Genomic DNA, 15503 nt, shown 5'->3' on the forward strand with positions numbered 1-15503 from the left:
CCTGCACCAAACCCCTTCGTAGCGTCAACCAGATCCGACATAACGGTTGGGTCTCGGTGTGTCTACGCCCTCCTTGGCGTCACTGTTCTTAACATCAGTAACGATGGTAACTAGAGCAACATTGGCCTCAGCTGGCGCAGCCCTTTTGTTGGTCTGCTGCATGGCGCTGCCAGGCTGCACGCCCCGCCCCGAGGGCCCGGGGCCGGCTGCCGCGAAATTCTTCGCCGCGCTCGCCGTTGGCGATACCGCGACCGCGGCCCAGCTCAGCGACAACCCCAACGAAGCCCGGGAAGCGCTCAACGCCGCGTGGGCGGGTCTGCAGGCGACCCACCTGGACGCGCAGATCCTCAGCTCGAAGTATGCCGAGGACACGGGCACCGTCGTCTACCGCTTCACCTGGCACCTTCCCAAGAATCGGACGTGGACCTATGACGGCCAGTTGAAGATGGCCCGCGATGAGGGGCGCTGGGCGGTCCGCTGGGTGTCCACCGGCTTGCATCCCAAGCTGGGGGAGCACCAGACGTTTTCCCTGCGCGCCGACCCGCCCCGGCGGGCGTCGGTCAACGAGCTCGGCGGCACCGACGTGCTCGTGCCGGGCTACGTGTATCACTACGCTCTGGATGCCGTCGAGGCCGGCCGCAACCTGATCGGGACCGCCCACGCCGCGGTTGATGCCCTGCACCCCTTCAACGACGCGCTCAACGACCCGCAGCTGCTCGCCGAGCAGGCCAGTTCGTTGACGCACCCGCTGGACTTGGGGGTCACCCTGCGTCCTGACGACAGCGGTCGGGTCGCCGAAGCGATCGGCCACCTGCCCGGTGTGGTGATCACGCCTCAGCCCGAGATGTTGCCGACCGACGATCATTTCGCCGGAGTCGTCATGACCGAGGTGAAGAAAGCCGTGGTCGACGAGCTGGAGGGCGAGGCGGGCTGGCGGGTGGTCAGCGTCAACCAGAACGGTGTGGACGTGGCGGTGCTGCATGAGGTGGCACCGTCACCGGCGCCGTCGGTCACCATCACGTTGGATCGGGCCGTGCAGAACGCCGCGCAGCGCGCGGTGGACGCCAGGGGCGGCAAGGCGATGATCGTGGTGATCAAGCCTTCGACCGGAGAGATTCTGGCGGTGGCGCAGAATGCCGCCGCCGACGCCGGCGGCCCGGTTGCCACCACCGGCCTGTATCCACCCGGGTCGACCTTCAAGGTCGTTACCGCCGGTGCGGCCGTCGAGCGCGATATGGCCACCCCCAACACCATGCTCGGCTGCCCCGGCGAACTCGACATCGGCCATCGCACGATCCCCAATTACGGCGGCTTCGATCTCGGCGTAGTGCCGCTATCACGCGCGTTCGCCAGTTCGTGCAACACCACCTTCGCGGAACTGAGCAGCAAGATGCCCCCGCGCGGGTTGACGCAGGCGGCCATTCGCTACGGCATCGGGCTCGACTATCGAGTGGAGGGCCTCACCACGGTCACCGGTTCGGTGCCCCCGACGGTGGACCTGGCAGAGCGCACCGAGGACGGGTTCGGCCAGGGCAAGGTGCTGGCCAGCCCCTTCGGGATGGCGCTGGTGGCGGCCACCGTGGCCGCGGGCAGGACACCGGTTCCGCAGCTCATCGTCGGTCGGCCCACGCAGGTGACGGGTGAGGGCGCGCCGATCAGCCCGAAGATGGTGGACGCGCTGCGCCCCATGATGCGCCTGGTGGTGACCAACGGCACCGCCAAAGAGATCGCCGGGTGCGGCGAGGTCTTCGGCAAGACCGGTGAAGCCGAATTCCCGGGCGGGTCGCATTCCTGGTTCGCCGGATACCGCGGTGACCTGGCGTTCGCCTCGCTGATTGTCGGCGGTGGCAGCTCGGAATACGCCGTGCGGATGACCAAGATGATGTTCGAGCTGATGCCGCCCGGGTACCTGACCTAGCCGCTGTGGGCGCCTGGCTGGGCCCGCGGCGTCGCCACCGATCCCGCAACCGCGGTAAGTTGCCAGGAGAGGCGGATGATCGCCGTTAGCGAGGGACATCAGGAAAAGGCCATGACGGATTCCGGTGCAGAGATGGTGGCGTTGCGGGTCTCCGACGCCGACAGGAACGGCACGATGCGCCGTTTACACAACGCGGTGGCGCTCGGGTTGATCGACATCAATGAATTCGAGCAGCGTTCGTCTCGGGTGTCGTTTGCGCGCACCCAGAACGAACTGGACGGGCTGGTCTGTGATCTGCCCGGGCCGGGTGCCATCGTCACATCCGCGGCTGACCGGGTCGAATTGCGTGGCTGGGCCGGGTCGCTGAAGCGCCATGGCGAATGGATGGTCCCGACTCGCCTGGCGTTGGTTCGCCGGCTGGGCTCGATCGAACTCGACCTGACCAAGGCGCGTTTCGCGGGACCCGTGGTGGTGATCGAACTCGACATGAGGTTCGGCTCACTCGAGCTCAGACTGCCCGAGGGGGTCAGCGCCTCCATCGACGACGTCGAGGTTTACGTGGGCAGTGCCAGCGACCGTCGCAAGGATGCCCCTGGTGAAGGCACACCGCATGTCGTGGTGACGGGCCAGGTGGTGTGCGGCTCCGTGGTGATCCGGGGTCCGCGCCGGGCCTTGCTGCGCCGCCATCAGGTGTAACCAGCGGTTCGTCCAGGCAGCGACCATCGGGGCGGGATGTGACGGCGGGCCGGGCGCTCCCGGTGAGGTGCGAGTCACCGGCCAGGCGCGACTAAGCTAGCGGGATGCCTGCTCGCACCGCGCTTTCCCCCGGAGTCCTCTCGCCGATGCGCTCGGTGCCCAAGTGGATCGCGCGCCCGGAGTATGTCGGCAAGCCGACGGCCCGCGAAGGGACCGAGCCATGGGTGCAGACGCCTGAGGTCATCGAGAAGATGCGCGTGGCCGGGCGGATCGCGGCCGGCGCACTGGTCGAGGCGGGCAAAGCGGTCGCACCCGGGGTCACGACCGACGAGCTGGACCGGATCGCCCACGAGTACATGGTCGACAACGGCGCCTACCCGTCGACGCTGGAGTACAAGGGCTTCCCCAAGTCGTGCTGTACCTCGCTCAACGAGGTGATCTGCCACGGAATCCCCGACTCGACGGTGATCGCCGACGGTGACATCGTCAACATCGATGTCACGGCTTACTTCGACGGGGTGCATGGCGATACCAACGCGACCTTCCTGGCCGGCGACGTCTCCGAGGAGCACCGGCTGCTGGTGGAGCGCACCCGGGAAGCGACGATGCGGGCGATCAACGCCGTCAAACCCGGACGGGCGTTGTCGGTCATCGGGCGAGTGATCGAGGCGTATGCAAATCGCTTTGGCTACAACGTGGTTCGCGACTTCACCGGCCACGGCATCGGTACCACCTTCCACAACGGGCTGGTTGTATTGCATTACGACCAGCCTGCGGTGGAGACGATCATGCAGACCGGGACGACATTCACCATCGAGCCGATGATCAACCTGGGCACGTTGGACTACGAGATCTGGGATGACGACTGGACGGTGGTCACCAAGGACCGCAAGTGGACCGCGCAGTTCGAACACACGCTGCTGGTCACCGATACCGGTGCCGAGATTCTCACGTTGCCATGAGCTCTCCGCACGCGAGCAGACGCAAACTCGCGTAGCCGTCCGCGTGCCGGTGCGATTTTGCGTCTGCTCGCCATGCTCGGTGGCGTCGGCGGTTGACCCGTTACCGGGTGGTTAGCCGCAGGAAGCTCGAGGTGTCGCGGGACTGCGACTGGATGAACTCGTGGCACGCTCTGGTCGATTGGCGGTAACTTGCGTAGGTGCCCTCGATGATGACCACGCTCGACGGATTCCCGGTCCAAGTGGCAGTGGCCGGTCCCGCAAATGGCGTCGTCGTCGTCATTCTTGGTGCCGATCAACGCGCCGTCACCGCGTATGACGCGGTGTGCGAGCGGCTGCATACCGCCTCACTTCGAACGGTGGTGGTGGGCGCCGACCCGCGGCTGACGTCAAAATCCGTGGTTGGCATCCTCGATGCCCTGGGTATCAAGTGGGCGGTGGTGGTCGGCGATCGGGAGGGCGCCGAACTCGCCTGGGAACTGGCGGCGACGAGGTTGGGCAGGTTCGCCGGCTTGGTCGCAATTGACCGTGGCCATCCGGCGATCGCCGATTCCGAGGGCGTCGTTCGCGATGACTCGTGTCCGCCCGTCGAGATCGCCACCACCGTGCTGGTGACTTCGGCGGCCGTGCGGGAAGCGGCCCGTAACAGCCAGCAGTTGGTCTACGCCGAGTATCGGGTGGTTGAGCTGCTGGGCCGACGCAACGCGCAGGAGTCGACGGCCCAGCTGGCCACCGAGATCGTGCTGCGCACCAGCGGTTGGTAGGTGCCGCCAACCTGGCCTTCCGCGAGCGGGCCAGGGATGTCTAGTCTTGTGCCACAACCGTTTCCGTTGAAATATTCGGCATGACACCACGCTGGGCGATGCGGATGCTCCAGCATGATGGGGAGAGGACGGGTGGTCTTGAACGCCGCTGGACCGGGACCGATCGTGGGGATGACCACATATCTGGACCAGGCCAAGACTGGTGTCTGGGATGTCAGCGCAAGTTTTCTGCCCGCCAGCTATTTCGACGGTGTCACCATGGCTGGTGGCATCGCCGTGCTGCTGCCTCCGCAGCGGGCCGATGCCGATGCTGCCAACAGAGTGCTCGACAGCCTCGATGCCCTGGTCATCACCGGAGGTAAGGATGTCGACCCCGCTGCCTACGGCCAACAGGCGCATCCGGCCACCGACGAGCCGGCACCGATCCGGGACAGCTGGGAGTTCGCGCTACTGCGTGGTGCGCTGCAACGGGGGCTACCGGTGCTCGGTATCTGCCGCGGCGCTCAAGTTCTCAACGTCGCATTCGGTGGGACGCTGCACCAGCACCTGCCCGATGTGCTCGGGCACAACGGACACCGGGCAGGCAACGCGGTGTTTTCCTCGCTGCCGGTGCGTACCGTGCCCGGGACCCGGTTGGCGACCTTGATCGGGGAGTCCGCGCAGGTGCGTTGCTACCACCACCAGGCCGTCGCCGAGGTGGGCGAAGGCTTGGTGGTCAGCGCCTTTGATGTCGACGGCGTGGTCGAGGCGCTGGAGCTGCCGGGGGAGAACTTCGTGTTGGCCGTGCAGTGGCATCCCGAGGAGTCATTGGAGGATCTGCGTCTGTTCTCGGCGGTGGTTGATGCCGCCCGGTCGCGCAGGAGCGGGTGAGCGGATCGGCCCTCCCGATTGGACGCCGCACTCGCCTCCGCCGACCTGGCTGCGCCCTAGTGTGGGCGCTACCCCGGCGGCTCACTGCCGACGGCGTCACCGATTGGTTCGCAGATCCATCCGGTGCGTTGTAGCACCGAGACGACGGGGCTGGCGGCAATCGCTGTTATCCACGCCTGCGGCACCGACAACGCTCCGATCGACGTTGCGTGATCAACGTCGACCAAAAGCTGGCTACCGCCACTGTCTGCGACGGTGGTTCGTGCTAGGCCCGAGGCGGTAGCCGTTTCCAGGACATGTAGCGTGCGGGCCGCGAGATTTGACCGTAGGACAACCGAACTCAGTCTTGACAGCGACAAAGCCGCCGGGGAGATCGCGGCACCCAATGACGCATAGGGCGCAGACAGGGCCTTGAACGCTCGCGGAATTGATGAAACCACCTGAGTGCCGGTAGTCATGATCGCGAGGCTATCCATGGCGGCTGTCCCGCAGGCAACGGGCGAACCACGGTGGGCCAGCTTCGTGAACCCGATGGCGACGAGTTGGGAGGTCAACGGCGTCGACCTCGGTGAGATAGCCAGGGCGCCGGCGAAGTCGTGCACGGCGTCGGCGCAGTGCACCCACACCCGGTCGTACTCGGCTTCGAGCTCGGCGATCACCGGGCTGGCCTGGCCCAGAAAGTTGTTCGCCGACAACCACTTTCTCATCATGCGGTTGGGCGCGATCAGCTGTGCCGATGTCATCTTTGCTGCTGCCTGTTCGTAGGCTTGCGCGGCAGTTTCGGCCTGAACCGCGGTCTGACTGGCATGGCGGGCCAGGGCGGTGAGCAATGCCCAGTGCGGCGCAATGACCCGCATCACCGGCACCGCCGCCGGCCCGCGCCACCCGCTGGTGAGCCCGGCGGCGATCGAACTACATTCCGCCCCAATCTGGCGCATCCCGGCGGTCAACCCGCGCAACGCCACCGCGGTGGCCTGCAGGGAGCCCGGACGGGCTCGGCCGGAGTTGACCTCCGGTGGCAACTTTCCGAAGTCCATGGCTATCTCTTCGGCCTCTTCCGTGCGACAAATGTTCGGGGGATGGCAGGAGTGGGCCGCAAAGACATGATCAATTCCTAAAGTGCTGGGGGACGGGTTGATTCCGCTGTTGTCCCGTTATCGATGTGCTCGGGATCGTTGGCATTCGATGGCATCCCGCGAAGGGGTTACCGCATCGAAGAACGAAGAACGGCGTCATGCAACCAGCGCAGACGCGTTGAAAGCGCGTGGTTGGCAATCACCTGTAACCGGTTGTGCTGCAGCACAACCGTCGGGAACGATCAGCGCCGAGCGACGCAGAACTCGGTCAAGATATCTCGGTCAGCGGCAGTCGCCGCCGGTGGACCGGGCGGGTGCACGTGGATCAGCTGGGATTGCCAGCCCCGGGTTACCCAACCACTCGTCGGCGACCAGGCTGAAAGTGGCCCAAGGTGGGCCTGGCTTGGCGGCCGATCCCGCGTCATCCAAGCGTTTCTGAAGGGTTCCTGATGCGCGGGAGGAGCGTCTTGATCGCTATGGTTCACGGGTTGTGGGCCGTGAGCGAGCTGCAGGTGGCCGATATCGGGGATCGCCTGCGACCATGCTGCGGGTTGCAGTAGTGCCGCGGCGGAAAGCCCGGACCGCAGTGCCCAGCCCGCGATGACGGCGGCAAAAAGACCTACTGCGACGACAACAACGACGACGGCGCGTTGCCATCGTCGGGGAGAAGCCGCGCATGGGAAGGTCACAGTGGCGCAAACATACAGCGCCAGCATTGTTGGGGGCTGGAAGAAACCTTTGAGATTGGTTAGAGGAATGGCATTTTCAGCTGGGTAACTGAGCACGGGCACGTGATCGGGGCCCGATGCGGCGTGGGCCCCAACAGCATCCCGTCATCGTTTGGGTCATCCGGCGGCCGGGGAACGGGGTACCACCGTTGAGCGCAGCTCGAACCGGGAGGCGGCAGGGCCGTTGGCGCTGCGCCCGGCCATGCCGGTCAACGGCATGAACGGCATACCTGCGGTGCCGCTGTCTAGGGTGCCGACCGAGGACAAACTGCTCGGCAGGTTCGCGGCGACGGCACTTGTGGCTGGCGCCGTGATCCAAGAATGCGGAACCGACAACGCCCCTACCGTCATGCCGCGGCCCATTGGGGCGCTCAGTGCCGCACCGCTACCCGTGATTCCCAGCGAAACCGATCCCAGCGATTGCGCCCCGGATTCGACCGCCTTGACCGCACCTGTGGCCGCGGCAGTGAGCGAACCGGTTGCGGCTTTGGTAAATTCGATCCCCTTATCGAGAAAGTTCAGCGCGTACATGGCGAAGTTCAGCGGCACGGCCAGTGAGCTCAGCTTCGAAAGCGACGTTGACAACGACGTGAAGGCGCTATTCAGGGATGTCATGATGGGTGCGGTGGCGAGCCCAGCCAGGGTCCCGGGCGGCGTTGTGATCACCTGAGATGCCGCCAGTACGGCCTCGAGGCTTGGCGCAGCCGCCGATGCGCCGGTCGATTGCGTGGCGGCAACACCTTGTCTGGCCAACCCGACCGGGTCGGTGATCGGCGGCGGTGAAGTAAATGGCGTCAGCCGTGTGGCGCTCGCGCAAGCACCCGCGTAGCCATACATCGCTGCCGCATCCTGAGCCCACATCTGTTCGTAGTTGGCCTCGGTTGTCGCGATCGCCGGGCTGTTCTGACCTAGTAGGTTGGTCGCGATCAACGCTGCCAGATGGGCACGGTTGGCGGCGATCACCGGTGGCGGCACTGTCGCCGCGAACGCGCCGGCGTGGGCACTGACGGCCGCTCTTGCCTGGGCTGAGGCTAGCTCTGCCTGGGCCGCGGTGGTGCTGAGCCACGCCGCGTAGGGCGCGGCGGCTTGGGCCATCGCGGTAGCGGGCCGGGCCCTGCCACTTGCCGGCCAGTCCCGCGGTGATGGAGCTATAGCAACTGGCCGCCGAATAGAGCTCGGTGGCCAACGCGTCCCAGGCTGTTGCCGCGGTCTGCATGGATGTCGATCCTGGCCCGGCATACATGCGAGCGGAGTTGATTTCGGGTGGTAAAGCTGCATAGTCCATTGCTATTTCCTCGGGTCTTGCGCCGGTTGGCTGGCTTGGTGCGTTGGCGTGTCTGTCGCCGCGGGCATGACGAATTAGTTTGTGGCGCAACAGAACATGCACTTCTTCTGGACATGTTTGGGTGAGCCGTTTAGGGCATGACAAGTCGCACGGGTCAGCGAGATTGCTGACCGGGTGTAGGTTTCGCCGGCTCCGTGTCAGCCTTGGAATGGCCGCACAACGAGCCTGGTGCTAGCCGATCAGCAGCGAGCGACGCAGAGCTGGTTGAGATATGCCCGCCCGGCGGCAGCTGCCAGCGGGGCGCGCGCACGCAGTGCCCTGAGCGGGTGGCCCGCCGTGGTCAGTGAGGCAGGTGTGGATAGCCACCACTGCGGCGGTGCCGAGCGCGACCACGTCGGCGGCCGATCCCGTTTCAACCCAGCGCTTTTGCAGGGGCTGTGATCTGTGGATGACGAGCGTTGGTGCCCGGTGCTGCGCACGGACGGTTTGTCGATGTCGGCTCGGCTGAGGCCGGCGGCGGATGCTGTTGCGGCCGGATGCGACGGAGTGGCGGCCGCCACCCCAGAGCGCAATGCCCAGCATCCGATGACGGCGGCGAATAGGCAAAGCCCGGCCACCACAGCGATGGCTGACTGCCATCGCGTCGGCTTGTTGGGGCCCCGCAGAAACACAGTGATTCAACGGTACCAGCGACCGCACTCAGCTGAGGTGGTAAGGCATGAAACGGCTTTCGCGCCGGTGCCGAGCATGGCCGTGAACCGGATTGGCAGGGAGTCCGGTCAACCCGCCGCTGGCGGGTGCATGACCACTGTCGGCTTGAACCCGTAGCGGGGGACCTCGCTGAAACCGCGTCCGCCAAAGCCGCTCAATGGCAGCCCGCCGAGCATGCTCGCCGGGCCGTGTGCGGTCAGGGGTGCGCCGGCGGCAACGGATGGCAAGGTCGCCACTGCGGCGCCGACCGGCGAGGTTGCCGCCCAGGTCGGGGGCACCGACAATGACCCGATCGAGGCCGCATTTCCCACCCCCGCCGACACGGCGGTGCCCAACCCGCCGAATCCGCCGAGACCGGGTGCGGCCCCGCCGAGGCCGCTGCTGGCGGCGATGGCGGCGTCCTCGGCAGCGTCCATGGCCGAGAAACTGGATAGCCCGAAGAAGTCACACATGGTGCCAAAGAAGTTGCCGGGCGTGTAGAAGCCGGAGCCGATCGCGTTCGTGGTTATTGCGTTGACGGCTGTGCCCAGCGGCGATCCGTCGGTCCCGTTGAAGAATGCGAGCAGCCCGCTCGGGGTCGTCAGGTCGATGCCCTGTAAACCGAGCCAACTTTGAATGCGGTCCAGTTGTGGGGCACCCAGCCCCAGCGCGCCCGCGACATCGGTGATGGTCACGCCGGACGCTGACGGCGAGGCCAGCCCCTGCAGGGCGGTCGGCACCGTTGACATCACCTGCGACAGCGATGCCTGGCTTTGGGCGCTACTTGTGGTCGCGGCCTGGGCGATCAGGCCGGCCTCGGGGCTGGTGGTCGGTGGTGGGTCGGCGAACGGGGTCAACTGCGTTGCCGTCGCGCAGCACGCGGCATAGCCGTACATGGCGGCCGCATCTTGGGCCCACATCTCGCCGTAGGCGGCCTCGGCGGCGGCGATGGCCGGCGTGTTTTGGCCGAGTAGGTTGGTGGCGACCAATGAGGCCGACAGCGCGCGGTTGGCCGCGATCATCGGCGGTGGCACGGTCATGGCGAATGCGGTTTCGTAGGCCGCGGCGGCGGCCTTGGCCTGCAGTGAAGCCTGCAGGGCCTGTGTCGCGGTGCCCGCCATCCAGGCGATGTAGGGGGCGGCGGCGGAGGCCATCGAGGTCGATGCGGGCCCCCGCCACGGCCCGCTCGTCATGGCGGCCAATGCTGAACTGTAATCGGCTGTGGCCGAGGATAACTCGGTAGAAAGGCCATCCCAGGCCAGTGCGGCGGCCAGCATCGGGCACGAGCCGGGGCCGGTGTACATGCGTGCCGAGTTGACTTCGGGCGGAAGCGCTGCGTAGTCCATGGTTGTACCCACCGCTCAACCGGCGATGATTACGTTGGTGGCTTCGTTGGTGGGATGGCAGTCCGCAACGACCGACCGCCTCGGACCAAGGTATTTGGCGTTATCCGCTGCCGCGGAGCATATTTGGGGTATCGTTCGGGCAGATGACATGGGCTTCTCTTTCGGAATCGAGCCCGGCCCCGGTAAAGGTGTCCGTGTTTGGGCGCGCAGCGGCGCACGATTGAAAAACAGCATACGAGCATGAAATATGGCTCAGTGAAACCATTTTCGATGTCGAGCGCGATACCGGGACCGGATGGGTAGATTACGGCCGTCGACTTCAGTGAATTGCTCCGCCCGTGGTTGGGGGAGAAGCTGGTCCGATCGTTGTGTCGATTGTGCGTTGATCCATGGCTGGGATGCCGGAAATGCCTCCCCACCAACGTCTATCAGATCGGATCGTCATCGAATCCGGTACCGGCGCGGTGGTGCCCGCGGCTTGAGGCCGACCCAAGCCGATGTGACGACGCGTATCAGCCGACGCGTTCGGCAGGCATCGAGCACTGCTCTTCTAGCCGTGCGCTACTGCAGGTCAGGAAACAAGGTGCCGATTTGTCCGGTGCAATAGTCTTTCGAATCAAGCGCGACGATGGCTGCCGGCAGCACAGAGCACAGGCCATGTGCGTCCCCTTAGGGTTGGCGGAGACTCCCTGTATCTAGAAGGTAACTACTGCAACCACATTGATGCAATCGATTTGCAGAAATAGTTGCGAATCATTTGCTACACGACCCAGATGCGCACCATCTGCGGTTCGGGGGAGAGCGGGTGTGGGCTCAGGGCAACCCGTTGAGCCCGTCTTCGCCTAGCAGGGTGCCGCCGGTACCGCCGGCTCCGCCCTTGCCGTCGGTGCCCGCAGTTGCACCGGCAGCGCCGTTGCCGCCGTTGCTGATCAGCATCGCACCGCCACCGTCCCCGCCGTCCCCGCCGTCCCCGAATCCGCCCAAGTCGCACTCTCCGCCGGCGCCGCCGGAGCCTCCGGTGCCCAAGAGCCGGTCCGCCGCTACCGCCGGACCCGCCGGAGCCGCCATCGACGAACACTCCGAATCCACCGGCTCCGCCGTCACCACCACTGCCGAATAGACCTGCGTTGCCGCCGTTGCCTCCGGACCCGCCGCCGGATCCGAACCCGCCGAACCCGCCGAATCCGCCGCTGCCGAACAGCAGTCCGGCGTTGCCGCCGGCTCCACCGTTGCTCGAGGGAGCATCGTCGCTGTAGCCGCCGGTGCCGCCAGCGCCGCCGGCGCCGCCGAGCAACCCGCCATTGCCTCCAGCGCCACCGTCGCCGCCGTCGGTATCCCCTGGCCCGCCGTGACCTCCGGCGCCGACCAGGCCGCTGAGCAGCCCGCCCGCGCCGCCGGCCCCGCCGCCCCCACCGGGCCCGGCGAGGCTGCCCCCGCCTACCCCGCCGCCCCCGCCCCCGCCGAACAGGCCCCCGGCTCCACCTGCCCCGCCTACCCCTCCGGCTCCGGTACCGGTCGCTGGTGAGAACCCGCCGGCGCCACCGGCCCCGCCAGTACCCGCCAGAAATCCGCCGGCCCCGCCCTCACCGCCGGCGCCGCCCAGGCCTCCCGTCGAGGTGCCACCGGCACCGCCGCTGCCGCCGGTGCCCCACAGCCCGGCGGCTCCGCCCGCACCTCCGTCTTCGGCCGTGAACAGTGGAGCGGATCCGCCGGCGCCGCCGTCGCCGAGCAGCCAGCCGCCGGCGGCTCCATCGGCACCGCTACCCGCCGCAGCGGGGGTGCCGTTGCCGACTAGCGGCCGTCCGGTCAGTGTCTGGATCGGCCCGTTGATCGCGGTCAGCGCCTGTTGCTGCAGGGCGTGTATCGGCGAAGCGCTGGCCGGCGCGTTGAAGCCGTCCAGACCCAAGAGCAGCCCGCTGGTCCCGCCCACGCCGGTGCCGCCGACGGTCACACCAGCGCCGCCGATACCGGCGTTGCCGCCGTTGCCGATCAGTACGCCGGCGCCGCCGGACCCGCCGGCGCCACCGGTGGAAGCGGTGCCGCCGTTGCCACCGGCACCTCCGTTGCCGAACAGCACCCCACCGGTACCGCCGCCGCCGCCGACACCCCCGGAGCTGAAATAGCCCGCCCCGCCGGCGCCGCCGATTCCGCCGTTGCCAAACCAGCCGGCGTCGCCGCCGGCGCCGCCGGCCCCGCCGTCCCCGCCAAGGGTGCCGCCGAATGCGCCCGACCCGCCGCTTCCGCCCGGGCCGGCCAGCGCCCCGCCGTCCCCGCCGTCCCCGCCTGCTCCGCCATTGACCGAGCCGAATCCGCCGTTACCGCCGTTGCCGCCGCCGGAGCCGAATAGCCCCGCAAGCAGCCCACCGGCTCCACCGGCTCCACCATCCCCACCGGTATCCATCCCTGAGGCGCCGCCGGCCCCGCCGAGCCCGCCGGCGCCAAACAACCCGCCGGTGCCGCCGGTGCCATCGACACCGCCCGATCCGGTTAAGAAATTGCTGTACCCGCCGGCCCCGCCGGTCCCGGCGTTGCCCAACAACAAGCCCCCGGCCCCGCCGGCGCCGCCGTTGCCGGTCGATGAGCTGCCGCCGGTACCGCCGGCACCCCCGGACCCGAACAGTCCGGCCGCGCCGCCGGCCCCGCCGTTCTGCCCGGATCCCGCCGCGCCAGAGCCGCCGGCGCCGCCATTGCCGAGCAGCCAGCCGCCGGCCGCCCCATCGGCACCGGTGCCCGGGGTCCCGTTGGCTCCGTTGCCGATCAGTGGGCGTCCGGTCAAGGCCAAAGCGGGGGCGTTGATTGCGGCCAGGAGGGGGTCGGCGATTGACGCCGCGCTGGCGGCCTCGGCGCTGGAATAGGCGCCGGCCCCGGAGGTCAGGGCCTGCACAAACCGGTTCCCAAACTCCGCCGCTTGGGCACTGGCCGCTTGATAGGCCTGGGCGTGACCGGCAAACAGCGCCGCAATTGCGGTTGATATCTCGTCTTCGGCGGCGGCCAGGATCTCGGTTGTAGGGATAGCCGCAGCGGCATTGGCGGCGCTCAGTGTCGAGCCGATGCCAGTCAAGTCTGTTGCTGCCGAGCCAATAAAATCGGGTACCGCAATTACGAACGACATTGTCATCCCTCAAAATAGAATCGAATTCGGTTTGCGCCCAATCGATGTCGACGCGCCTGGCGATATTTACCGTATCGCAAATTTGCTTTTGGGATTCCTATTTCCATAACGGGATGCCTAGAATTGGCGGTAATAGCGGCAGGTGATGGGCGGCGCGGCGATCTCGGTTGGTCGCCGGTTTGCTGTGAAAAGTTCTGGGGTGAAATGGCTTTAGGGCGTCGTGGCCGAACCTGCCAGTGCCGCAGTGCGGTTGTGAGGACTCAGGGCTCCGGCGTTGTTGATTAGCAGGCTTGTGAGCTGGGTTGATGATCTTTGGTGCCGCGCTATTGGGGCCGGAGTGTAGGCACGGGCTATCTGGAGAACGATCGAGTTGGTTACTGTTCGTCGTTGGTCTGGAGTTGCCCGTGCCTACCGTTTCAGTATTGCCTGTGTCGTCGGTTCCAGAGGTGTTCGACCGCTGGAGTCCTGGTGAGCGCAGCGAGCTCATCGGATCGGAGTTTCTCGGTGTGTTGGTCTCGGTGCCGGACCCGAGGGACCCACGCGGTCGGAGGTATTCGCTGATGGCTTTGTTGGCGATCGCGGTTCTGGCCACTGCCGCGGGGATGCGCGGCTATGCTGGTTTTGCTACATGGGCGGCCACCGCTCCCGATGATGTGTTGGCCTAATTAGGGGTCCGGTTCCGGCGGCCCAGTGAGAAGACCTTCCGCGATGTTTTGTCTCGGCTAGACCCCGCCGACCTCAACGCCAGGATGGGCAGTTACTTCACTGCACACGTGGCCAGCAGCGACCCCAGTGGATTGGTGCCGATCGCGTTGGACGGCAAGATGCTGCGTGGTGCTTTACGCGCCAAAGCGACAGCCACGCATCTCGTGTCGGTGTTCGCCCACCGTGCCCGATTGGTGCTCGGTCAACTCGCTGTCGCCGAGAAAAGCAATGAAATTCCCTGCGTACGTGCCCTGCTCACGCTGCTGCCGGGTAGCTTGCGGTGGCTGGTCACCGTGGATGCGATGCATACCCAGGTCGTCACCGCGAAGTTGATCTGCGCCACCTTGAAGTCGCACTACCTGATGATCGTCAAGTCCAACCAAGCCAAAATACTTGCGCGTATCACCGCGCTGCCCTGGGCCGAGGTGCCCACAGCCGCTACCGACGACTCCCGCGGCCACGGCCGTGTCGAGACCCGCACCCTGCAAATCATCACCGCTGTACGAGGAATCGGCTTCCCCTACGCAAAACAAATCATCCGGATCACTCGTGAACGCTTGATCACCGCCACCGACCAGCGCAGCGTGGAGGTGGTCTATGCCATCTGCAGCCTGCCGTTCGAGCACGCCCGCCCTACCGCGATCATGACCTGGATGCGTCAACACTGGGGAATCGAGAACAGCCTGCACTGGATACGCGACGTCACCTTCGACGAAGACCGTCAAAGGGCACATACCGGAAACGGCGCACAGGTCCTAGCAACGCTACGCAACACCGCGATCAATCTGCACCGCCTCAACGGCGCCGACAACATCGCCGAAGCCTGCCGGATCACCGCTTTGACCGCCAACCGCCGCCTAGACCTCCTCAATCCACAATTCCCCAGCTCACAAGCCTGCTAATCAACAACGCCGGAGCCCTGTGTGAGGACTGGGCTGATAAACGGATTGTCTTGCTTGCCGGTTGTTTCCGATGTGTTACGTGCGGCCGCAGCGCAGGGTGCCCTGGCTAGGGCAACCCGTTGAGTCCGTCTTGACCCAGTAGCCCGCCGGAGCCGCCGTGGCCTCCGCTGCCGGTGGGTGTTCCGCCGTTGCCGCCGTTGCCGCCGGTCCCGATGAACGCCGCGTTGCCGCCGACCCCGCCGGCGCCGTCGCCTTCCCCGCCCTCGCCGCCGGCTCCGCCGTTGCCGAGCAGCCCTCCGCCGACGCCGCCGGCCCCTCCGGCACCCGCGTCACCGACTCCGCCGAGTCCGCCGCCGCCACCGGCCCCGCCAAAGCCAACCAGTCTCGCGCTTCCGCCCGCGCCGCCGGCCCCTCCGGTCCCGCTGCCGAACCCGCCGAAGCCCCCGGCCCCG

At 66.8% G+C, this 15503-nt stretch carries 8 protein-coding genes and 2 pseudogenes; 6 read left to right on the top strand and 4 right to left on the bottom strand.

Annotated features, from left to right (window positions below):
* Nucleotides 1-103: 103 nt before the first annotated feature.
* The 5 genes from CKW46_RS12070 to CKW46_RS12090 all read left to right on the top strand — a co-directional run bounded on the left by CKW46_RS12070 (nt 104) and on the right by CKW46_RS12090 (nt 5207).
* Nucleotides 104-1918, top strand: a complete 1815-nt coding sequence (locus tag CKW46_RS12070; protein WP_482053194.1) for a penicillin-binding transpeptidase domain-containing protein — start codon at nt 104-106, stop codon at nt 1916-1918.
* Between the two features lie 111 nt (nt 1919-2029).
* Entirely contained in the window at nt 2030-2614 is a 585-nt protein-coding gene (locus CKW46_RS12075; RefSeq protein WP_117438114.1) for a DUF1707 SHOCT-like domain-containing protein, read from the top strand.
* Nucleotides 2615-2718: 104 nt separating this feature from the next.
* On the top strand, nt 2719-3576 hold the full coding sequence (gene map, locus CKW46_RS12080; protein WP_117438107.1) for a type I methionyl aminopeptidase: 858 nt from the start codon (nt 2719-2721) through the stop codon (nt 3574-3576).
* Between the two features lie 206 nt (nt 3577-3782).
* Nucleotides 3783-4337, top strand: coding sequence for an alpha/beta hydrolase (locus tag CKW46_RS12085; RefSeq protein ID WP_015355220.1), 555 nt, complete (start codon nt 3783-3785; stop codon nt 4335-4337).
* Between the two features lie 114 nt (nt 4338-4451).
* Nucleotides 4452-5207 (top strand): gamma-glutamyl-gamma-aminobutyrate hydrolase family protein, encoded by a 756-nt coding sequence (locus CKW46_RS12090; RefSeq protein WP_015355221.1) that lies wholly within the window; start codon nt 4452-4454, stop codon nt 5205-5207.
* Nucleotides 5208-5275: 68 nt separating this feature from the next.
* Here the strand turns inward: CKW46_RS12090 and CKW46_RS12095 are convergent, their stop codons facing one another.
* The 4 genes and pseudogenes from CKW46_RS12095 to CKW46_RS12110 all read right to left on the bottom strand — a co-directional run bounded on the left by CKW46_RS12095 (nt 5276) and on the right by CKW46_RS12110 (nt 13444).
* Nucleotides 5276-6244, bottom strand: coding sequence for a PPE family protein (locus tag CKW46_RS12095; RefSeq protein ID WP_482053195.1), 969 nt, complete (start codon nt 6242-6244; stop codon nt 5276-5278).
* A gap of 884 nt (nt 6245-7128) precedes the next feature.
* Nucleotides 7129-8296 (bottom strand): annotated as a pseudogene (locus CKW46_RS12100) (PPE family protein).
* A 779-nt stretch (nt 8297-9075) separates the two neighbouring features.
* Nucleotides 9076-10332, bottom strand: a complete 1257-nt coding sequence (locus CKW46_RS12105; RefSeq protein WP_482053399.1) for a PPE family protein — start codon at nt 10330-10332, stop codon at nt 9076-9078.
* Between the two features lie 760 nt (nt 10333-11092).
* A complete protein-coding gene (locus CKW46_RS12110) occupies nt 11093-13444 on the bottom strand; it encodes a PE family protein (RefSeq protein ID WP_482053400.1) in 2352 nt (783 codons plus the stop codon).
* A 404-nt stretch (nt 13445-13848) separates the two neighbouring features.
* Between CKW46_RS12110 and CKW46_RS12115 the strand changes: the two are divergent.
* Nucleotides 13849-15051: pseudogene (locus tag CKW46_RS12115) on the top strand (ISAs1-like element IS2404/ISMul1 family transposase).
* The last annotated feature ends 452 nt before the right edge of the window (nt 15052-15503 follow it).

The sequence above is a fragment of the Mycobacterium liflandii genome (genome assembly GCF_022354805.1).
GTDB lineage: Bacteria > Actinomycetota > Actinomycetes > Mycobacteriales > Mycobacteriaceae > Mycobacterium > Mycobacterium marinum.

Coding starts and splice junctions, on each gene's coding strand:
- CKW46_RS12070 (WP_482053194.1), top strand. CDS start 104: ATGGTAACTAGAGCAACATTGGCCTCAGCTGGCGCAGCCCTTTTGTTG.
- CKW46_RS12075 (WP_117438114.1), top strand. CDS start 2,030: ATGACGGATTCCGGTGCAGAGATGGTGGCGTTGCGGGTCTCCGACGCC.
- map (WP_117438107.1), top strand. CDS start 2,719: ATGCCTGCTCGCACCGCGCTTTCCCCCGGAGTCCTCTCGCCGATGCGC.
- CKW46_RS12085 (WP_015355220.1), top strand. CDS start 3,783: ATGATGACCACGCTCGACGGATTCCCGGTCCAAGTGGCAGTGGCCGGT.
- CKW46_RS12090 (WP_015355221.1), top strand. CDS start 4,452: ATGATGGGGAGAGGACGGGTGGTCTTGAACGCCGCTGGACCGGGACCG.
- CKW46_RS12095 (WP_482053195.1), bottom strand. CDS start 6,244: ATGGACTTCGGAAAGTTGCCACCGGAGGTCAACTCCGGCCGAGCCCGT.
- CKW46_RS12105 (WP_482053399.1), bottom strand. CDS start 10,332: ATGGACTACGCAGCGCTTCCGCCCGAAGTCAACTCGGCACGCATGTAC.
- CKW46_RS12110 (WP_482053400.1), bottom strand. CDS start 13,444: ATGTCGTTCGTAATTGCGGTACCCGATTTTATTGGCTCGGCAGCAACA.